This is a genomic window from Desulfitobacterium metallireducens DSM 15288 (assembly GCF_000231405.2).
GTDB classification, from domain to species: Bacteria; Bacillota; Desulfitobacteriia; order Desulfitobacteriales; family Desulfitobacteriaceae; genus Desulfitobacterium_A; species Desulfitobacterium_A metallireducens.
On sequence record NZ_CP007032.1, the window covers coordinates 2,441,793 to 2,461,679 of the forward strand.

A 19,887-nucleotide genomic window follows, 5' to 3' on the forward strand; every position below is an offset into this window, starting at 1 on the left:
AGGCACACTAACAAAATGTTAGTGTGCCTCATCGCTTATGATTCAGAACGTACTTATTGTAATCTTCTACTTCTTATCCTGCAGCTAAAGCAATATAACGATAAATAACGAGTGCGGTCAAAATCCACATCATCCAGTGAATTTCTTTGAATTTACCCGTAACGACTTTTAAGAAGGTGTAGAAGACGATACCTGCAGAAACACCGTTAGCAATACTATACGTGAAAGGCATCATGATGATGGTCAAAAAGGCAGGTAGAGCTTCAGTAAAGTCATCAAAATCAATTTCTTTAATTCCGCTCATCATCAACAAGCCAACTGTGATCAAAGCCGGCGCAGTCGCTGCATCAGGAATGATAATAAAGATTGGTGCTAAGACAAGTGCAAGTAAGAAGAGTACACCGGTCGTTACAGAGGTTAATCCCGTCCGTCCTCCTTCACCAACCCCAGCAGCACTTTCAACATAGGACGTTATTGTCGAAGTTCCCATAAGAGCCCCGAAACTAATCCCTAAAGCGTCGACCAGCATTGCTTTTCCAATCGCTGGAGAATTCCCATGTTCATCAATGAGTCCGGCTTTCTTTCCGGTTCCAATTAATGTCCCAAAGGTATCAAATAACTCAACAAAGGTAAATGTTAAAATCAAAGTACCAATTCCTGTGGTCATGGCTCCTTGTAAATCAAGAGCACCTACCGCTAAATGGCTGAAATCAGGTAAAGCCCAATGGAAATTGGCAACATTAGTGGCCTTAAGAGGGATTCCAATTAATGTCGTGAGAATAATTCCGTATAGGATCGATCCTTTTACTTTTTTCGCCATTAAGAAGGAAATAATGGCTAACCCAATTAAAGCAGTCAGCGTATCTGGCGCTAAAATGCTGCCAAATTTTAAATCCCAATCCCAAAAATGCAAACTGCTCACAAAACCATTCTGTGCTGTAAGCGTCTTTATCACATCGGGGCTAGTATGTACTTCCGCAACCAAGATATGGGATAATTTTAAACCAATAATCGTGATGAATAAGCCAATTCCTACAGAAATACCGGACTTAATGCCAGTCGGAACTGCTTCAACTAAAATTTGACGAATCTTAGTTACTGTTAAAATAACAAAAATAATACCGGAGATGAAAACTGCGGCTAAAGCAACCTGCCAAGAGAATTGCCCGCCGTTCGCCGAAGCGACAACTGCAAAATAGGCATTTAACCCCATGCCTGGCGCTAACGCAATCGGGAAATTAACAAACAGTCCCATAGCTATCGTGACAAGACCCGCTGAGACTGCAGTTGCAAAAAATACGGCATTGGGGTCCATCCCCGTTTGGGATAAAATACTTGGATTGACAGCCAAAATGTAGGCCATCGTCATGAAGGTCGTTAAGCCCGCCATGATTTCCGTGCGGACATCTGTACGACGTTCAGAGAGATGAAATAACCGTTCTAACACTCAATGTTCCTCCTTAAATTTTTTTCGAATCCCTTATTTCTCTAGCACGAAGATTCAACGTTAATATATTACACCAAATCCGAATATTTATCTAGATATTTCGTTTAATGTTCGTGCGTTTATTAAAAAATCTCTACCTAGCATACCCAGGTAGGGATTTTTTAATAAACTGAGGTGCAACGTTTTTTAGGCGAGGTGCATAGGTTTACCTAAAATTCCATGAGCAGCCTCCATTACCGCCTCTGGCAAAGTAGGATGAGCATGAATAGTGTGAACTAAATCCTCAGAATTGAGTCTTTTATCTACGGCTAAAACAAGTTCTTCAATCATACTGCTGGCCTGGGGACCCATAATGCTCGCCCCCAACACCGTCCCTTGTTCATCAGCTAAAATTTTGACTAAGCCGACCATCTCTCCTAGAGCGATTGCCTTCCCATTCGCACTAAACGGGAACTTGCTTACTTTATATTTACTTCCTGAAGCCTTCAGCGCTTGCTCAGTTTGACCCACCGTCGCAATTTCCGGATAAGTAAAAATCGCACTGGGGACAGCGGTATAGTTTGCCTCAGAAGGTTGCCCTGCAATATTCTCTGCAGCAACCATTCCCTGCATAGAAGCGACATGGGCCAGCATGATTCCGCCCGTTACATCACCGATTGCATAAACATGAGGAAGAGAGGTTTGCATTTTTTGATTAACGGCAATTGTTCCTCGCTCCGTCTGAAGCCCTAAACGTTCAAGATCGATTCCACGGCAATTCGCCTTACGGCCAGTCGCTATCAGGACCTTATCGGTCAATATTTCCTTTTGACCTTTGGCATCTTCTACAATAACCTGCAGTTGGGACCCATCTTGACGAATTTCTTTAAGCGCTGTTTTCGTCATAATTTCTAAACCTGACTTTTTCAGCAGGGGAGTCATCCTTTTGGGAATTTCCTCATCGATATTCGCCAGTAACGAAGGCAACATTTCAACAACCGTGACTTTAACCCCGAATTCCCGATAAATTGAGGCGAATTCCAGGCCAATAACTCCACCACCAATAATCACCAAACGCTCAGGCAATTCTGTCATCTCGAGGATTTCATCACTCGAAATTACACCTGGCAAATCCACACCTGAGATCGGGAGTCGAGCAGGAACCGATCCAGTCGCTAAGACGAGATTCTCCACATCGTAGATTTCCAGCCCAGATTCTGTTTCGACTTCAATTTTTCCCGGTTCCCGAACTTGCCCCCACCCTTGAACATAGGTTATCTTTGATGCTTTAATCAGACGCTCGACCCCACCAACTAACGTTTCAACAACCTGATCTTTGCGCGCCATTACTTTTGAAAAATCAAAATGAGCACTGTCAACTTTAATTCCAAACGTATCAGCATGTTGAATTTCTCGCCAAAGCTCAGCACTTTTCACGAGCGCTTTCGTAGGGATGCATCCTTTATTAAGGCAGGTTCCGCCAATTCGTTCCCCTTCAACAAGAACCACCGATAAACCCAATTGTGCTGCGCGGAGTGCACAAACATATCCTCCCGGGCCTCCACCTAAAATTCCAATTTGGTATGCCACGAGTTAATTCCTCCCGTTTGGGCTTATTTTTGATCGATCGCTTTATTCAATTGTTCCACCAATTCATCTGGTTTTTTCCCATGAGTTAAAGCAGCCCCTTCAATACTCTCCATTGTGGAAGAAGGGCAACCTAAGCAGTGCATTCCCAATTCCAGAAAAATTTGTACCGTTTGCGGATGGGTTCTGAGAACTTGTCCAACGGTCATTTCTTTGGTAATCAAGCGAATTACCTCCTTCTTTTATCCTTCAAAATCAATTCTAACTAAAACGGTCGGTTTTATTTAATTATAAGGGATAAGCTGTGAATACACAAGCTCAGCATATCTTCATAGCTAGTCCATTAAGCAAGGCATATATTCTTTCTGCTAAAGGAAGTTCAAGGGTACCCGTTCCACAGCTTGGTGTAAGCATACTTTGAGCACGTAACCGCGACTCATTCACTCCTCGTTTGAGAAGTGCATTAATGTTTCCCTCAAGACGTTCCTGTAAACTCGCCACAGTTTCTTCAAAAGCCTTAGCTGAGGTCGGCACAATTCCCCATGAAAGAATCCCACCCCGCTCCAAGAATTCATTTAATGGACCAGCCAAAACAATCATACTCGTCATATACTCATAAGCATCAAAATTGATCACCTGTATCTTTGAATCAAAGAGCAGCGTCCAATCTGTCCCTGCACAAACATGAGCCGCTGGAATGCCTCCTTGTCGAAGGATCCCCTCAGATACTTCATTGAGATGAGCAATGAGGCTCTCGCGTCTTAGCGTCACATGCGTCGAAGATCCATAAGCGTAAAGAGATGGATCATCGATCGACATTAACACCGGATAGCCCAAACGGCGTAAACGCCTAGTTTGCCACTCAGCATGCATCGCCAACGCTTTAACAAGAAGATCTCGCTGAATTTCATCATAATAACTAGCCCGGCGATTTTCATCGGTAATCTGCATACCTACCGTCAACGGGCCACTTAATTGTCCTTTAACGAATAAAACGCCTTGGGTATCTCGATGTTCCAGATCTGCACAGAAGCTTTCAAACCCAACTCCCCCCTCAGCTGTAAAACCGAAAGATTCGAATGCCTCTTCTTCGCCGCTTTCCGCCCGCAAATAGAGCTCATAAAAACGAGCCATTCTCTCCGACCAATCCGGAACTTCCACTTGAAAGCGTGGCGTTACAAATCCCTCAATCACACCTGTCTCAATCAGAGGCCGTAAATATTGACCCACAAAAGAACTTTCCGCTCCTAAGTTTGGAAGCTGAGGCCAGTGAGGAGCAGTGGGTACCGATTTCCAGATCAAATCCAACGCCGCTTTCGATTCTGTGTGAGGTAAGCTCCCGATCCCTGTTGCTAAAAAGTGGGGTTCCCACGTCTGCGTCTTTAGATTTGAATTTGGGCTTTTATTCTCTTCTAAACTCACTTTATCCCATCCTTTACACTCGAATATATGAAAGAGGCCTTTTCTTATCCATTCAGGCAAGTCGTTCGTCGACCAAACTAGGTCTAAATCTCGACTTTGAGGGAGGGCGTCTCGTGTTTTTGCCATCCGTGGCACACTCGACGCTTGACACGTCCTGTGTCATCGCCGCCAAAACGCGAATGGTCATGGACGACCAAGTGTCGCCGTAGCCACGGATGGCGAGAGGCGACCCTCCTTGGCTCTATTGGCGGTGGCGTACGTCCTATGCGCCACCCCGCTAAATCCTGTTCCGAGTTTAAGTCAAGTTTGGTGAGCGACTCTCTTTAATACCTTCATTCCTAACAAAAGGCTCTTTTGCGTCTTGAAGAGTACTACGGAAGGCCTGATGTCGCGAGTACATGGACGCACAGAAGCGACGCGCTTGCAGAATACAGAAGGGTTTGGCAGAGCTCCCATGGAATCATGTGTGCCCGCCCCGGAATAAGGCTACGTAACGGCATAGAATCTATCCTCTTAAAGCCGCAACAAGATGCCAAAGGTAATACCCATCCGTCCATCTCCACGCAACCAATGCTAAGAAAGTTACGAAGAAGATGCCAGACACGACCATTATGGGACGATAATGGCCTTTGACCTTATGCACATCCCGAATTCTGATGGGGAGATACAGCAGAGTTAATCCAATATAGACTGCTAAGGGAAGGTAACTCGGAACTCCCCAGGGTTGAGCTACCCACAGTATGACAGGTATCCAGATCCAGCGATAGCGGCGTTCTAACCACAAAGCTAAACCGAATGGTGCAGGGCCTTCTGGTAAACGCGGTGCCGCAACGCCAACTTGTAATAAGCGTATGAGTACAAACGTAAGCGCCAAAATGAGCCAAATAAGCAATGGCGATTGCTGTTTTAAGGCATCCCTCAAGGGCCATTGTACCGGTATCCAACTTTCCCATGGAACTTCCGTATGAAAGATCAATGACGTCACTAAGCCAGCCAGCGTTCCTTCACGGGTTAAAAGGGCTACCCCCTGCCAATGCCACGCTCGCCGCAGTGCACGTTTAGGTTTCCGTTCCATGATTTCTTTATACCGCCAATTGACGGTCCCAATATTCGCGATAATAACAATAATTACCCAAGCTGCCCATATTCCCACGATCCAATTTTCCTGAGGCCAGGAGAGAGAATCCTTGGTTTGAGCTTCTGTGTTGTACTCAACATTACCCCATGAACCCTCAAAGCCTGCTTGAGTAAGCTGAATATTGTTCATCGAAGCAGGAGCTGAGGCTCCTGCAACGCTCGCTACAAACGTCGGCAACGGCTGAGTTAATAATTGAACATTCTTAATATAGCTTGACGTTGAGAATCGGGGGTCAGTCTCAAGACCAGTCCCAACTGTCCACGCCCACAGAGAAGGATGGAGCATTCCTCTTCGGACAAAATTATCCCAAACTGAAGGATTAGGGAGTCGATTCGCAGGTATCATCTTTGCAGGGAGCTCTGCCCATATTCCCATTCCCTTCTGGTCAGCCGCCTCCAACCATGCTTCATCAGGAAAAGATCCAATAAAATAGATAAGATTATACCCTTCATTTTTTTTATTGATTAACCATTCTTGAACTTGCCCTGTATGGCGTACTTGAGCCTCTTGCTCCGGAGAAAGAGTGAGTCCTTTTATCGTTAAAGATTGTCCATTTTGAAGAAACGTTTTCTCTTGTAACGATACCGAGGATAATCCGAGAGGAATAGATAGGTCATCCTTGTCTCCTTTGGGATTCAACGCCGTCAAATAAAGTTGATAGCTAAATGGATCCTTCGTCGTCCATTTACGAGCCTTAGGAATGTTAAATGTCAGAGTCACATCTTGAACGGGTGATTCCTCAAGTTTGACTTGAGTTGCAGTTGTTGCCACAGCAGCAGAACCGTCAGAAAGAATACCTTGTATGTCCCATGGTCCGTATTCCGAAACCGAATGATGATTAAGCCGCGTTTGCACTGAGACAACAGCATCTTCATTATTCCACTGCACACTGACTTGATGAACAGACAAACTCGTTTCCATAGTTGCAACTAATTGCATGGAGCCCGTGATTTGTCCTTTTGCAGGCCAATCAAAACCAAAGAGCGTATTTCCTTGCGCGGGAGGTGCTGAGGTCTCAATTAAAAGTATATTATCTTCACCATAACGTAACGCATTAGCTGGTAGATAAAGCTCCTCAGCCCCTCCATCATTTGCGAATTTCCCAATCTGATGAGCACTATCCATTCCATTAAGATAGATCGCTCCTTCACCATTGACTCCATTGAGTTGGAGAAGAACATTCCGCGCACTCCATTCAGGTAGAATTTGAAAATGTTTGACCGCAACATGGAACCTTTGAGCTGAAGGAAGATTTAGCGCTTTCCCAGATATTAGTGGGAAATTCTTCTTGTTCTCCTGATTTACGTGTTGCGTTTCCGTAACATAAGCTTGTCTCAAAGTAGGGTAACTATTCCAGCTTCCCTGCAAATCTAACGTTAAACGTTGGGCGCTGACAGAGCCCGTCCCAGCCTCTAAAGATAACCCTGGTGCTTCACTCCAGTACCAAACCAGAAATCCTAATGCGAAAATAAATACACTTATCAATAAAATAATGCGACGTTTAAACATATTTTAGTAATGCCCCTTCTATTCTCTATGGAGTTTAATACATATCTTCGCGAAAATAAAATAAAATCCTTGCTTCTTAGGGCAAAAAAATAAGTCGTTAGTTAAAAAACTAACGACAAATACTCTTTTTTAATGAAGTAACGCTTCTTGGCACTCTGGACAAACGCCGTAAAACTCGATCCGGTGTCCCATCACTTTAAAACCTGTTTTTTCGGAAACCTCATCTTCCATCGTTAATAACGGACGATGATAATCCACGACTTTTCCACAATCCGTACACACAACATGATAATGGTTCTCTGGATTGCCATCAAATCGGCTTGACATATCCCCATAGGATAATTCGAGAATATGGCCATGTTCTTTGAGCATATTCAGCGTATTATAAATTGTCCCCAGACTTACCCCCGGAAATTTTGCTTTCACATGATTATAAATATCTTCAGCAGTCGGATGAGTATCCGTACCTAAAAGATATTCTAGAATGGCTTGGCGCTGTGGTGTAAACCGTACCCCTTTTTCTTTAAGTTGTTTTAAAATATCGATCGCTTGCATCATTCCCACCTCCTTAACTTTTCCCCCCAGGAAGATCGAATTATCGTAACCTTATTTATAATTATTTTAAATTCATTATAAAGGCTCTATATCTCATTGTCAAGAATCACTCTTGATTAAGAGTTATAGATATTAAAAATTAAAAAGGAGAGCACTTCTGCTCTCCCTTTTAATACTTAGAAGTGAATTAGTCTTGAGCTGGAGCGCCAACAGGACAAACTCCTGCACAAGAACCACATTCTGTGCAAGCATCAGCATTGATGACGTATTGATCGTCTCCTGCACTGATTGCACCTACAGGGCACTCAGCTTCACATGCACCACAGCTAATGCAGTCTGAGGAAATTTTGTAAGCCATTTAAAACAACCTCCTTCTCCCCTTATTCAACGTCACTATACCAAAGGGAAAGAAAAAAGGCAAGCCGTAATTTACTATTATACCCAAACATCAAAATATCATTCATTTCAGAAAAATAACAAATATTCATGGTAGTGTGCCCTGATTGTCTAAATCTCTCGATCGGGCCGATAGGGAACCTGATAAAGTCTCCTCATACAATGTGAACAATAGGGTAGCGTACGATTACTGACATGATTTCTCCGAAATAGAACATGTGTTAGATCTTCGTGTTCAAAACCACAAGACCGACATTTTTCCAACACCGGTATTACCTCCTAGATTGTGAGCTTATGTACTATTAACTAACACTTCTAGTATGCTCAATAAAACGCTTTCTTAACCCTAATTGTTTTTCATCATAATGTTTAAATTTATTTAAGGTTATGCCTTGAATCGAGAGCTCAGGATATTTTGCAAATGCCCTAGAGTATAACACTCGACCATCTGGCAGTAGGGTTGAAAATATGCGACTGTCTTAGTTTCTCCCCACCGTTTTTCAGGAAGCGTATTCAACCAAAGAATCTCGCGAACCCTTCCCCGAAAATTCTTCAAAAGGCGGGATGCCCTCTCCCCTTCGAGGGTCTGAGTATCACTAAGGATAATCAAAACTGTACGGGGTGAAAAAGATTTCGCATGCTTCTTCGCGAGTTCCTCTAAAGCCATCGCTAGATTCGTTCCTCCGCCCCATTCTTTACTCGCTTCAGGCAAAGCAGATTGCAGCATTTCCTGAAGCGTTCGACCTGACCGTACTTTTCCAGTCAGCTCAACCAAACGATCGGCAAAAGCATATGTTTCGATCCCGCTTACAACAGAAGATAAACCGTAAATAAACTGCAAAATGAATTCCGTATACTTCGTCATTGAACCGGATAAATCACAGAGCAAAACGAACTTTGGGCGACTTCTTCGCCGAACACGAAAACGTCGTTTCAGCAACACCCCTCCATAACGAAGGTTTTCCCGCAAGGTATGACGCATATCAATCCCGCCTCTTTTACCCCGCGCTTGATACCTACGCGTTGCTTGGGCTGCAAGTCGTTGCGAGAGTTGTTGAATCAGTTTCATGACCTGTGGCCATTCTTCAGGCGAAATATTCTTTAAATCACGCGTAAAAAAATGAATTTGTTGCTCACGCCAAGCGCGTTCGACTTCAGAGATAATTCCCCCTTCCCCAGGTGAGGATAACGAGAAATCAAGCTCTTCTCCGAGTTTATGCTGCCAATACTGGAGCGATCCCCTCATCACCTGTTCAATCATCGGCTGAAAAGAATGATCTACGGGGAGACCATTATGGATTCCTTGCTCAGAACGAGCTAAGAAGTCTTTAAGCCGCTCTCGTTCCTTTTCAGGCAGCTGTATATAGACCCTCAATTGTTCCTCGGTTAAATTCAGCTCTCTCCCCTTAAAACTTAGCTCCTTACGGCTTTGGTTGAGGCCTTTATGAATATGGTCTGCTTTTTCCCGCGCTTCATTTTGCCAGTTCATTTGCTGCTCTGGTGGGGCAAAAAAAGCACGAAAAGCTTCTTGGAACCAGGGAACATTTTGTGGAGATTTGACCAAAGTAGCTTGCAGGATTCCTTCTGTTCGCTCTTTATCTTCTAAGCCAACCCATATCAAAGATTGCAATGCATCTTGGACTTCGCTCATACTGACAGGAATCCCACCTTGTCGGAGCAAGCGAGCAAATTCGAGAAGGTGACGATCCAGTTCACTTCGTTCTTTTAGCTCATGTTTTTCCATCATGATCACCTATCACACTTTAGCTTCCCAAAGTAAGCGTTCAGCACCCATCTCCTCATAGAAAAGTTCTAAATCCTCCTGGCTTTTAAGGAGTAGATTGAGTGTCGCCTCAATCCAAGCGGGGTCTAACTCCGTTTTACCCATCACTAATAGCGCCTTCGCCCAATCTAACGTTTCTGAGACGGAAGGTACCTTTTGGAGCATCAATTTTTCCCGGAGAACACCTACCGCTTTTGCCACCTGATAAGCCAGTTTATCCTGAAGCCCGGGTAGTTTAGTGCGCAAAATCTTGACTTCTTTTTCAACAGAAGGAGAGTCGACATGCAGGAAAACGCAACGTCTTTTTAGCCCATCAGAAAGCTCCCGTTCCCCGTTCGAGGTTAAAACGACCAAGGGCCGTTCCTGAGCTTTGATCGTCCCCATCTCGGGAATCGTCACTTGAAATTCGCCTAAGAGCTCCAATAGAAAGGCCTCAAACTCACTATCGGTCTTATCAATTTCATCAATAAGCAAAACCGAGGCTTCTCGATTCATCAGTCCCTGGAGTAAAGGGCGTGGAAGCAAATATTCTGCGGAAAACAAATCTTCCTCGTGAAGATTCTCCTTTTGCATCTGAATTTTTAAGAGCTGTCTCTGATAATTCCATTCATAAAGCGCCTTATTTTCATCCAAGCCCTCATAACACTGTAAGCGAATAAGAGGAGCAGCCAGAACTTGACTTAAAGCCTTAGCCACCTCAGTCTTTCCCACTCCTGGAGGCCCTACAACTAAAATCGGTTTCTCTAATTGAATGGCAAGATAAGCTGTAAGGGCAATCCGATCTTTTTTCTCTGTGATATACCCTATTAGTGCTAACTCTTCCTCAAAGTCATCCAATGTCATCTCGATTTTGATAGATACCCCTCCTCACACCTCTTGAGTTTACTTTATAGAGGTATCATATCACAAAATAATTCTTATGAAAATTCTGAATTATTGATACATTGTTCCAGCACTTCAAAGGAGACCAATCGACTAAATGATAGCAAATCATTCCATTGTGAGCGGTCCAATTTCCACGGACAGTGGGCTGAAATTCGACTGGCAAAGCCAATAGGTTGGCCTCCTAGCGATCGTTCTGCACGACGTTGTGCTAAACTCACTACCCCTTCGGCTCGAGCATTGCAAAAGATGGGTTCCAAGCAAAGCGCAGGTTTTTGTTTATAAGTCACCTGCAGACTGAATTGATGTAAGAGTTCGACCCCCACTTGTTCACGCTGGATCTCTTCGTCAAGTCGCGTAGGATCTGGGTAAAAATTTGCCCCCATCTGCTTCCAAAACGTCTTTTCCTTCGCGTTAAGGATCGGTACTCGCAACGCAACAGCACCCATCTGCCGCGCAAACCGAGTCACGAAATGGGCCAATTCCTTTTCTATTGAATTTTCATAGGATAAACCCAGAAGAATGACGAGTCGTTCTGCTGAACTAATGACCAACTCACCCAACTCCTCATTTTCTCCCAGGGCAACCATATAATAACCTGGCAAAGCATTCATTTGCGGCTTTATCTTCTTCTCTCCCTTTTCCAGGAGGAATGAGGCCAAAGCCACTGTCCAATCTTCCAAGCTCTCCTCATTCCAATTATCTTGGGGGGCTAAAATCAGTTCCATCCAAGGCATAGGGCTTCCTTCTTTCCAAGCAAAGATTAACACAAAACCTTTCCTAGTGTACCAAGATATTGATTCACCTATGCTTAGAAAAAGATGAGGAAAGTCAAAATTTCTTTAATTCTTCTGTTAACCAATCATCCAAATTGGGAAAGGACTGCGTCTGAGGCAAAAACTCAAGAATTCGTTCTCCCCAGTAAGGATCAAATTCGTACCCCAGCAGCCCTCGAATTTCCTTCATGGCACTCTCCGGTTCCTGTGCCTGCAACCGATAACGCTTCACTTCAATCATTGTCGTGTACCGATCAAAGATACGTAGTCCACGTGCTAACAATGGAATGTCCGTCCCCTTCAACTTATAAGGATAGCCCCCACCCGAATAATTTTCATGGTGGCCAGCTACGCCTTTAGCAATTCTTTCCCAGAATCGGTTCCCCGTTTTTTGGTAAAAATCAAGAATGAATTTTTCAGACTCGAGGGGATGCTCAATTTCGCAGCGCCAGAACTCCAATAAATTATCACTTTCCATGGCACTTAATTGTTCCGTAGAAAAGAGGATTTCTCGCGGCCAACGCATTTTTCCGATGTCATGAAGTAAACCTGCCGCAACCCATTCATTCCGGGTAACCCATGCCTGTTTGATCAGAAGTTTACCCTCAAGGGTATCTGCAAAAACCGACATGAGATAGGCAACCCTTAAACTATGATAATAGGTAACGTCATCAACCCAGGCTAAATCATTTAAAAATTGCTGAATCTCCTTACCATACATCTATGTCTAACCCCTCTCTTGACTCAAGATATAGAAAGCTTGCAATCAAGATAGTGAAAATGCAAGTCTTTTTCTCTGTTCAAAATGGATCAATCGTTTGACCCCACAAGCTTGGAGTATTTGAACTCCTTCTTTAAGGTCACGCCCAACAAACCGAGCCTCATGAGCATCAGAGCCTACCGTAAACTCAATACCTCGATTCACCATTTCCCGAATCAACTTTTCCTCAGGATAAAATTCTGCAACCGGTTTATATCGTCCTGCCGTGTTCAGCTCTGCCACCAAACCATTCTCAGCAATAGCCCGCAACGCATTTTCCGCTAAGTCACGGACATCTGTACGCGGTCTTACCCCAAAAAGTTTGATCAAATCAAAATGGCCAATCGTGGTAAAGAGCTGACTTTGAGCGGCTTTTTCAACTAAATCAAAATAAGTAAGATAGAGACGATCAGGATCCTCTTCACGATGTTTCTGCGCCTGATCAGGATAATCAAATAACCAACTCCCGATTTCATGGACAGAACCAATCACATAATCAAAGGGGAACGTCTGCAAAAGCGCCTGGATTTTCGCTTCATCCTCAACGCGGTAATCAACTTCCAAGCCCACGCGGACTTTTAAGTCGGGGTATCCTTTAGCAACCTCGCGGATTAACGGCAAATCCAAGTCCTCAAAGTACATATCATGATCAGAAAAGCCGATCCCCTGCAATCCCGCTCGCCGAGCAGCCTCCAAATACTCCTGAATGTTTTCGCGATTAGCGGGTCTGTCCTGATGTCCAATTAAATGGGTATGTAAGTCGAACATTATCTATCTCTCCTCAAAAATCTTAGCGATTCTATCTTCAATGTTCAGATGAAGTTGCTTTCCACGAGAAGTGAAAGAGGCCTTTGTTATCCATTCAGGCTAGGCGTTCGTCGACCAAACTAGGACTTAAGCTCGGGATTTATAGAAGGGGATTCCCGCCTAAATCGCCATCCTTGGCTCTGTTGCCGGCGGCGCACGTCCTATGCGCCGTCCCGCTGAAGTTCCTGTCCCGAGCTTAAGTCAAGTTTGGTGAGCGTCTCACTTAAAAGCCTTCGTTTCTAACAAATGGCTCTTTTACGCCTTTAAGTGTTCGTCCCAGCTTATTAGTTACAGCGTTTGCAAGCCCGTTTTTACGAGAATATAAGGTTTCGTGAAGAGCTCAGACTTTGCGAACCGGGTATAAGGGGATTTTAAATCTTTAAAAAAGTTCCCCGACAGTTTCACATCGGTCTTGCCGACAATTTTTCCGTTTTCAATTCTTAAACTTTGCGGAGCACTTAAGGAATATTCCCCGGCAACACTATTTTGTGTATGCATACCAAGCACCGAGAGAATCAAAATTCCATCTTCAATTCCTGCGAGAACCTCCGACCAAGATTCTTCTTGGTTATGTTTGAGATAAAGCCCTGAAGTTCCTTGGGGAAGTGCAGTTGGCTTTACACCCCAACGACGAGCATCCTTAACCCTTAAAAACGGGGTTTTCAAAACACCGTCCTGAACAAGGACAGTGCGTTCGGCAGCTATCCCCTCGGAAGTCACCAGATAAGAGCCTAGTTCAAAAGGACGAAGAGGGTCAACCATAAGAGTTAAACCTTCATTGAAAACCTGCTCTTGTTTTTCAAAATGTTCGACTCGAAAGGCACTTTGTCCTTCTAAAATACTCTGCCCTACGAAATTAGGAACAATAAATTGCTCTAAAAAAGAGTCGAGGACTCCCGGGGAAAAGACCACAGTAGTTTGAGTCCCTACTGGGTCAGCTTCCTGTTGCATTGCTTGATAGTACTCCAGCGTCTGCTGCCACGTTCTTACCCACTCTTCTTCACTGATCAAGCGACGTTTGGCAAACCATCCCCCGACTAAACTATCAAAGGAATACGATAGAGCATATTGAGATTCCTGATAAGTAACCGCTAATCCCTTCGAATTACGGATATGGCGATAACCCCAAGCCGCTTGAATCCCAGCTTGCATTTCGGCCTGTTCCGGTCGATCCTTCAGCAACCGACTCACTTGTTCAAACAGAATCTCATCCTCACCTGCAAGAATTCTCTGAACCGCTCGATCCTCCACTGCAACCAAGGGGATCGCTTCTGGAGCCGGAATTTCTCTTCCATCCGGGTCTTCATAGGCCGCCTGATACCATTCTTGCAGCTGCTCTTCACCGACTTGAGCATTTTTCCCTGAAACAGCCTGAACTCGGGCTTGGCTTAAACGGCCATCCTCCCAAACGATGACGACCTCACCGCTTTCTCCTTGACGATAACTCGGAGGGGTGTAAACACTCCCCGGTTCATTATCCTTAATTCCTAAAGAGATGAGTTGCGCTTCGTGCACTACAATTCGCCAATCACGAATCTTCAGCTTCTGATCGGCTGGGGAAGTTTGTGCTTTATATAAAAGATCCTCCAGATGTGCTATAAGTTTCATCCTTGTTCTCCCCCTAAACTAACCTGCTCATCCTGTTCAAGCAAAAGATAACGGTGGCTTCCCCCACTGGAAGGAACCGATTGTCCTGATTTTCCGCAAGTGCCAATAGCATCATAACACCCTTGCCCCAAACCGCCACGAATCGCTTGCAAAGCGGAGATAATCTTCCCGCTGAAAATACTCGGTTGATAGACCGGTAAGCTCGGATCGGCCAGATCAATCATGCCATCACATTGAAAAACAAAATCTCCCGTTTTAGGATTAACCTGTCCTCCACGATAGCCGAGGAGAAGAAGATGTTTACCCTCTTCACACAGTTCTCCTTTTTCTTTAAGAACCTCACGAACTTTCTTAATTTCTTCTTTCAAACTTGACGTTTGAGGAAGCAGGATCTCTTGATCAACGAGAAGCCGGATATTCGTCATCCGTGGAATAGGAATATAGCCGTAGCTTTCAGCCCGACCCGCTCCCGTCACTTCCATTCCAGCCTCTTCAGCTGAAAAAATATCACCTAGTCCGGCTAAAAGAATGCCATCTTTAACAATTTCGACGGTTTCCCGTTTTAGTCCATTGGCAGAATACGGCTGATACGCCCAGTCACCCACGAGTGGACCATCCATAATATGTACACCAGCGCGAGCCACCTGGAGCCCTTTTCTCAATTTTCCTTTTTCCCCCAGCACTGACTCTTTCATATGATCCGATTCAACCGCATGCCCAAACGCTTCATGGGCTAACCCCTTAGCTAAACCATAATCAATGACTAACGGATAATGCCCTGAAGAAAGCTGAGGAGCCCGACAAACCTCTTTAGAAAATTCAGCGCGCTCAAGGGCTTTATTTTCTAAAGAAGCCTCTTCTTTTTCAAGAAGTAAAATTTCGACATCCACACCACTTCGGCTAATCAGCGTACTTTGGGCACGCCCGTTTTCACGGACAGTTCCCTGGTGCATAAGTACTGCGCGTGGAATCACAAAAGATACTCGAGTGCCATCTGATCGTCCTATATACCATAGATCTTCAACTTGACGATAACTTGTCTGCCAAGCAATTTCAGGATTGCGTTCCCGCAACCGTTGATGCAGACTGAGAACGATTTCTTGGAGTTCAGCCAATGAAAAGTGCTCAAAGGGATATACCCGTGGTTCCTCAGCATCTTCCACGAGACGAGGAGCCTCAAAAATCTTCCGGTTGGCTTCCGCCCCGATCTTGGCGTTGCGTTCTGCCAATGCGGCCGCTCTTTGCATAACCTGTTGCCCCGCCTCAAGGCTTAAAACATCAGAGGAAGCAAAACCTGTTACACCCTCTTTTGTAAAGGCCTGAACGCCAATTCCACTATCCCAACCGCTTGAAACCCGCTCAAACCGCCCATTACTTAAGCGCATACCCCATTCTCGTTTGGATTCTAATCGCACGATACTATATCCGCTTTGGCTTTCCTTAAAAAGCTGATCCATCAGCTCTCGAAGTTCATTTCGATTCACGGTCTTCCCCCATTTTCCGACGTAATTCTGTATTGTATTATACCACGCTTCGCTCCGTAAAATTATTCCTTGGAAAATGAATGTATATTTTAATCCCCGTACGGACACAATTTGAATAGTCTCACGTTTTCCAATTTTTTATCCCCACTCCTCTCTTTTACTTCACTTGCGACGAGAGTATTTACATACCCTGTCGCAAGTCTTTTTTTGTTTATTTTTAAAAGAAGTCAAAGACTCATTCAAATGGTCTTTGACTTCTTAATTTAATCCGAAAATGAAAGGCTTCCTAATTATCAGAATCATTCGCTATTGTGTGGGGTACGACCCCTCACTCCAAAACTTTGACCATTAACTTACGTTCCTCCGCAAAGCCAAGTGTTTCATACAGATGTAGAGCATGAAGATTATGGCTACTCACGGCCAATCCCAAATAATGAATCCCTTTTTCCCGTGTATATTGTTCTGCCGATTCCATGAGCGTTCGTCCAACACCTTGATGTCGATATTTCGGCAAAACTGCTAAATCCATAACCCAAGCTTGCAAAACTCCCGTTAATTCTTCCTGCGAGGAAGGGTAAAGGACCAGAAACCCCATGGCTTCTTCTTTTTCAGTTTCCGCAATAAATACCATCGAGTCTGTCTGCTGAATCCACGTCCAAAACCCTTTTAAGATCTTCTCCCGATATTTGAGCGTATCCTCCATAGGCTGTTTGCGCCATGGTGAGATGCTGGCGGGTATCACATCTTTTCCTAAAGCAAACATAAAGGGCCAGTCTCGAACGTTTCCTTGGCGAACCCTCATAAAATCACCCCTTGGGATAATCTACGCACGAGTTAACCCGATTGCGCCTGTTCTGTAGAGCAAAAATAATCCATATATTGATAACGATTCATTTTAGGTTTAAAGGAGGACTAAAATTATGTCCCTCCTCCTCTCGATGCTTCTCGGGCTCTTTTGCCTACTTTATGGCATGTCAATTCTCCGTCTCGGGCTTGAGCGTTTTGCCGCAGATCGTTTTAAACGCGTGCTTCATCAAATGACCATTACCCCCTGGCGCGGCCTCTGGAGCGGTACAGCAGCAACCGCTTTGCTTCAGTCAAGCACTGCCCTTAGTGTGATGACGATTTCCTTTGTGGATGCTGGATTGATTCCCTTTGAAAACGCACTCGGGCTAATCCTTGGAAGCAATATCGGAACCACGATGACCACTCAACTCCTTGCTTTTTCTCTCGACTCTTTTATTCCCTATATTCTCCTTCTCGGATCTCTAGGCTTCCTCTTCATCCCAAATCGTTATCGTTACCTAGCCCTTTCCATCTTGGGGCTTGGGTTATTGTTTCTTGCTCTACACTTATTAGAAACAGGAATGGCTCCAGTAGCCAAAATTCCAGTTGTTCAACAGTTTTTACAGCAGCTCGGGGATCATCACCTTCAAGGGGTACTTGCCGGAACCCTACTTTCGGCACTATTACACTCCTCTGCAGCAACCACAGGCCTTGTTATGCTTCTTGCTGAAGGAGGATATCTGACCCTGCCGACAGCCCTCGCCTTTATTTTTGGAGCCAATATCGGAACCTGTTTTACGGCAATTCTCGCTTCCCTCGTCACAAACCGAGCTGCCCAGCGCGTAGCCCTCTTCCACGTCTTGCTGAACGTCTTTGGAGTTCTCCTCTTTCTACCCTTCCTTAACCCACTTGCTCATCTTTTAGAAGGATTAGGAGGCAGTCTCAGCCGTCAGGTAGCCAATGCCCATACGATTTTCAACCTGATTTCCTCCTTGATTGCTTTCCCCTTTCTTCCCTTGGCAACGCGATTTTTAACGCGGGTATTAAAGTAATGTGCTAAACATGAAGCGATGAGAGTCGATACACATAATGTAGTATCAATCCTCATCGCTTCGCTAATCGTTTTATGATAACTGGTATTTCTCCGCCAAAAAATCGCAGATCCCGACTGCATCATCGAGGTCAAAGCAAGGTACGCCTACCTCGAACTGAACATCGCTTACGATCGCAATCAGCTCTTCCGGCTTAGAAAAAAGCTCTTGATGCACGGCTGAACGAAAAACCTCAATTTTAGGTTTATTTCCGTGTTTATACCCTTCCGTAAAAATCAAGTCAACATCGTCGGGCAATCGTTCAAGGACTTCATCAAGCGTCCGTTCTAATTCCCTTGTTTCCAAAATGGCCGTCTTATAAGGTGAGGAAATCGCGACTACATCCGCCCCCGCTTGGGTGAAGCGCCAAGAATCCTTCCCCGGCTTATCCATGTCAAACTCATGGGCATCATGTTTTACAACGGCAACCCGCCAACCCCGTTTCTTAATTTCACGCAAGAGTTTTTCGAGTAAGGTTGTTTTTCCCGAATTTGAATGCCGGGCGACAATCGAAACGACCGGAATTTGTGATGAATTCATTGAGTTCATTACTACTCTCCTTCTGATGGGATCCAGCGCGCAAAGAGCATTTCCCCTTCTTTAACCGGTCCATGTCCTCCTGGAACATCGACCAAGAGATTACTTCCGGCCATCGAGCGTAAAATACCTGACCCCTGAGCATAATTCGGATCAGCCCAAATCTCACCCTCGCGTAAAACCGCCCGTGCTCGTAAAAAACGCCTCTGCTTTCCCGATTTCCCAAAACTTCCGGCCATCTTAACCGGAAAAACCTCTTCTTGATCGAGACATCCCGCCATTTTTTTCAGTGCGGGTCGAACAAGCAATTCATAGGTAATCATTGCGGCTGCCGGATTTCCGGAAAGGGAGAAGTAGAGTTGATTTTGTTTAATTCCCACTGCTGCTGGAGTTCCAGGTTTTAAATTCAATTTCCAAAAAAGGAGTTCACAACCCATTCCCACGAACGCCTCACGAACCAGATCATAATCACCTACAGATGCGCCGCCCGTCGTTACCACCGCATCCATATCCTTAAATGATTCTAAAGTTTCAATCGTTTCTGGAAGACGATCCGGAACGAAAGAAGCCACTTTTACTTCGCAACCCGCTTCCATCAGAAGTCCTCGTAGAGTATAGGTGTTACTATTATAGATTTTTCCTGGCAAAAGCGGTTGACCAACTTCCATTAGTTCAGAACCGGTCGAAAGCAGCCCAATGCGTGGCCGACGATAAACTGTCACCTCTTCCACGCCCAAAGCAGCTAATAGACCTATCGATGCTGGATCAAGCACGCTTCCAGGGGTTAAGATAATTTCTCCTTTCTGGATCTCCTCACCTTGATGAACAATATTAGCACCCGGTAACACCGGCTGTCGAATCAGAACCTGATCATCCTGAGACTCGGTATCCTCCATCCGCACCACACAGTTTGCTCCCTGCGGAATAGGTGCTCCTGTAAAAATCTTCGCACATTCACCCTGAACTAAGTCCCGATCAGGGTACACCCCAGCAGGAATTTCACTCACTTGACGAAGCGTAATAGCCATAAGATCAGAAGGACTCGCCACATAAGTATACCCATCTAGCGGAGAACGATCAAAGGGAGGCATATCTATAGAAGAAGTAACGGATTCCGCCAAAATACGATGATATGCCTCGTGCAGATTAACTTTTTCTGTTTTGATCGGCTGTATTTTTTGTGAAACAATTTCCCAAGCCCGTTCTAACGAGATCATAGTCTCCATATATTTATCCCTTTCATCCTTAAATTACTTATTTTTTGACTTAATCTAATTTTAGTTTAATAGTTCTTATGAATAAAGTAAATAAAACAGGAAAAAGTCTAAACGACCTAACCG

Annotated in this window: 19 protein-coding genes; 1 reads left to right on the plus strand and 18 read right to left on the minus strand. The window is 44.6% G+C overall.

What is annotated here, in order from left to right:
* Positions 1-73: 73 nt before the first annotated feature.
* From DESME_RS11900 to DESME_RS11970, 16 genes are all read right to left on the minus strand, one after another.
* Positions 74-1,447, minus strand: a complete 1,374-nt coding sequence (locus DESME_RS11900; protein ID WP_006716660.1) for an NCS2 family permease — start codon at positions 1,445-1,447, stop codon at positions 74-76.
* 186 nt (positions 1,448-1,633) lie between these two features.
* The gene (lpdA, locus tag DESME_RS11905) at positions 1,634-3,016 is read right to left on the minus strand and encodes a dihydrolipoyl dehydrogenase (RefSeq protein ID WP_006716661.1); all 1,383 of its coding nucleotides are present in this window, start codon (positions 3,014-3,016) and stop codon (positions 1,634-1,636) included.
* 23 nt (positions 3,017-3,039) lie between these two features.
* On the minus strand, positions 3,040-3,237 hold the full coding sequence (locus DESME_RS11910) for a DUF1858 domain-containing protein (protein WP_006716662.1): 198 nt from the start codon (positions 3,235-3,237) through the stop codon (positions 3,040-3,042).
* 94 nt (positions 3,238-3,331) lie between these two features.
* On the minus strand, positions 3,332-4,561 hold the full coding sequence (locus tag DESME_RS11915; protein ID WP_006716663.1) for a methionine synthase: 1,230 nt from the start codon (positions 4,559-4,561) through the stop codon (positions 3,332-3,334).
* A 379-nt stretch (positions 4,562-4,940) separates the two neighbouring features.
* Positions 4,941-7,082: a glycoside hydrolase family 2 protein gene (locus tag DESME_RS11920; protein ID WP_006716664.1), complete on the minus strand. Its 2,142-nt coding sequence runs from the start codon at positions 7,080-7,082 to the stop codon at positions 4,941-4,943.
* A gap of 129 nt (positions 7,083-7,211) precedes the next feature.
* Positions 7,212-7,637 (minus strand): Fur family transcriptional regulator, encoded by a 426-nt coding sequence (locus DESME_RS11925; protein ID WP_025248795.1) that lies wholly within the window; start codon positions 7,635-7,637, stop codon positions 7,212-7,214.
* A gap of 187 nt (positions 7,638-7,824) precedes the next feature.
* Positions 7,825-7,995 carry a 4Fe-4S binding protein gene (locus tag DESME_RS11930; RefSeq protein WP_006716666.1) on the minus strand — a complete coding sequence of 57 codons (171 nt, stop codon included), beginning with the start codon at positions 7,993-7,995 and terminating at the stop codon, positions 7,825-7,827.
* A gap of 149 nt (positions 7,996-8,144) precedes the next feature.
* A complete protein-coding gene (locus tag DESME_RS16095; protein ID WP_167998841.1) occupies positions 8,145-8,300 on the minus strand; it encodes a hypothetical protein in 156 nt (51 codons plus the stop codon).
* A 118-nt stretch (positions 8,301-8,418) separates the two neighbouring features.
* Positions 8,419-9,780 carry a vWA domain-containing protein gene (locus DESME_RS11935; protein ID WP_006716667.1) on the minus strand — a complete coding sequence of 454 codons (1,362 nt, stop codon included), beginning with the start codon at positions 9,778-9,780 and terminating at the stop codon, positions 8,419-8,421.
* 9 nt (positions 9,781-9,789) lie between these two features.
* Positions 9,790-10,659, minus strand: coding sequence for an AAA family ATPase (locus DESME_RS11940; RefSeq protein WP_427846175.1), 870 nt, complete (start codon positions 10,657-10,659; stop codon positions 9,790-9,792).
* Positions 10,660-10,733: 74 nt separating this feature from the next.
* On the minus strand, positions 10,734-11,435 hold the full coding sequence (locus DESME_RS11945) for a hypothetical protein (protein ID WP_006716669.1): 702 nt from the start codon (positions 11,433-11,435) through the stop codon (positions 10,734-10,736).
* A 94-nt stretch (positions 11,436-11,529) separates the two neighbouring features.
* Positions 11,530-12,195 carry an HD-GYP domain-containing protein gene (locus tag DESME_RS11950; protein WP_006716670.1) on the minus strand — a complete coding sequence of 222 codons (666 nt, stop codon included), beginning with the start codon at positions 12,193-12,195 and terminating at the stop codon, positions 11,530-11,532.
* 45 nt (positions 12,196-12,240) lie between these two features.
* Positions 12,241-13,002 (minus strand): histidinol-phosphatase HisJ family protein, encoded by a 762-nt coding sequence (locus tag DESME_RS11955; protein WP_006716671.1) that lies wholly within the window; start codon positions 13,000-13,002, stop codon positions 12,241-12,243.
* 327 nt (positions 13,003-13,329) lie between these two features.
* Complete coding sequence (locus tag DESME_RS11960; RefSeq protein ID WP_006716672.1) at positions 13,330-14,649, minus strand: metallopeptidase TldD-related protein; 1,320 nt, start codon at positions 14,647-14,649, stop codon at positions 13,330-13,332.
* Complete coding sequence (locus DESME_RS11965) at positions 14,646-16,133, minus strand: TldD/PmbA family protein (protein WP_025248797.1); 1,488 nt, start codon at positions 16,131-16,133, stop codon at positions 14,646-14,648. Before DESME_RS11965 ends, DESME_RS11960 begins: the two co-directional genes overlap by 4 nt.
* A gap of 328 nt (positions 16,134-16,461) precedes the next feature.
* Positions 16,462-16,935 carry a GNAT family N-acetyltransferase gene (locus tag DESME_RS11970; RefSeq protein ID WP_006716674.1) on the minus strand — a complete coding sequence of 158 codons (474 nt, stop codon included), beginning with the start codon at positions 16,933-16,935 and terminating at the stop codon, positions 16,462-16,464.
* Between the two features lie 118 nt (positions 16,936-17,053).
* Between DESME_RS11970 and DESME_RS11975 the strand changes: the two genes are divergently transcribed.
* Positions 17,054-17,971 carry a Na/Pi cotransporter family protein gene (locus DESME_RS11975; protein WP_006716675.1) on the plus strand — a complete coding sequence of 306 codons (918 nt, stop codon included), beginning with the start codon at positions 17,054-17,056 and terminating at the stop codon, positions 17,969-17,971.
* Positions 17,972-18,043: 72 nt separating this feature from the next.
* Here DESME_RS11975 and mobB read toward each other — a convergent pair whose 3' ends face one another.
* Both mobB and DESME_RS11985 read right to left on the minus strand, forming a co-directional pair.
* On the minus strand, positions 18,044-18,559 hold the full coding sequence (gene mobB / locus DESME_RS11980; protein ID WP_006716676.1) for a molybdopterin-guanine dinucleotide biosynthesis protein B: 516 nt from the start codon (positions 18,557-18,559) through the stop codon (positions 18,044-18,046).
* Between the two features lie 2 nt (positions 18,560-18,561).
* Positions 18,562-19,773: a molybdopterin molybdotransferase MoeA gene (locus DESME_RS11985; protein ID WP_006716677.1), complete on the minus strand. Its 1,212-nt coding sequence runs from the start codon at positions 19,771-19,773 to the stop codon at positions 18,562-18,564.
* Positions 19,774-19,887: the final 114 nt, after the last annotated feature.

Bases quoted from the DNA above. Each gene is read 5' to 3' on its own strand.
- DESME_RS11960 (WP_006716672.1), bottom strand. From the start codon at position 14,649: ATGAAACTTATAGCACATCTGGAGGATCTTTTATATAAAGCACAAACT.
- mobB (WP_006716676.1), bottom strand. From the start codon at position 18,559: ATGAACTCAATGAATTCATCACAAATTCCGGTCGTTTCGATTGTCGCC.
- DESME_RS11975 (WP_006716675.1), top strand. From the start codon at position 17,054: ATGTCCCTCCTCCTCTCGATGCTTCTCGGGCTCTTTTGCCTACTTTAT.
- DESME_RS11970 (WP_006716674.1), bottom strand. From the start codon at position 16,935: ATGAGGGTTCGCCAAGGAAACGTTCGAGACTGGCCCTTTATGTTTGCT.
- DESME_RS11930 (WP_006716666.1), bottom strand. From the start codon at position 7,995: ATGGCTTACAAAATTTCCTCAGACTGCATTAGCTGTGGTGCATGTGAA.
- DESME_RS11920 (WP_006716664.1), bottom strand. From the start codon at position 7,082: ATGTTTAAACGTCGCATTATTTTATTGATAAGTGTATTTATTTTCGCA.
- DESME_RS11955 (WP_006716671.1), bottom strand. From the start codon at position 13,002: ATGTTCGACTTACATACCCATTTAATTGGACATCAGGACAGACCCGCT.
- DESME_RS11940 (WP_427846175.1), bottom strand. From the start codon at position 10,659: ATGACATTGGATGACTTTGAGGAAGAGTTAGCACTAATAGGGTATATC.
- DESME_RS11985 (WP_006716677.1), bottom strand. From the start codon at position 19,773: ATGGAGACTATGATCTCGTTAGAACGGGCTTGGGAAATTGTTTCACAA.
- DESME_RS11935 (WP_006716667.1), bottom strand. From the start codon at position 9,780: ATGATGGAAAAACATGAGCTAAAAGAACGAAGTGAACTGGATCGTCAC.
- DESME_RS11915 (WP_006716663.1), bottom strand. From the start codon at position 4,561: ATGGCAAAAACACGAGACGCCCTCCCTCAAAGTCGAGATTTAGACCTA.
- DESME_RS11925 (WP_025248795.1), bottom strand. From the start codon at position 7,637: ATGCAAGCGATCGATATTTTAAAACAACTTAAAGAAAAAGGGGTACGG.
- DESME_RS11950 (WP_006716670.1), bottom strand. From the start codon at position 12,195: ATGTATGGTAAGGAGATTCAGCAATTTTTAAATGATTTAGCCTGGGTT.
- DESME_RS11945 (WP_006716669.1), bottom strand. From the start codon at position 11,435: ATGCCTTGGATGGAACTGATTTTAGCCCCCCAAGATAATTGGAATGAG.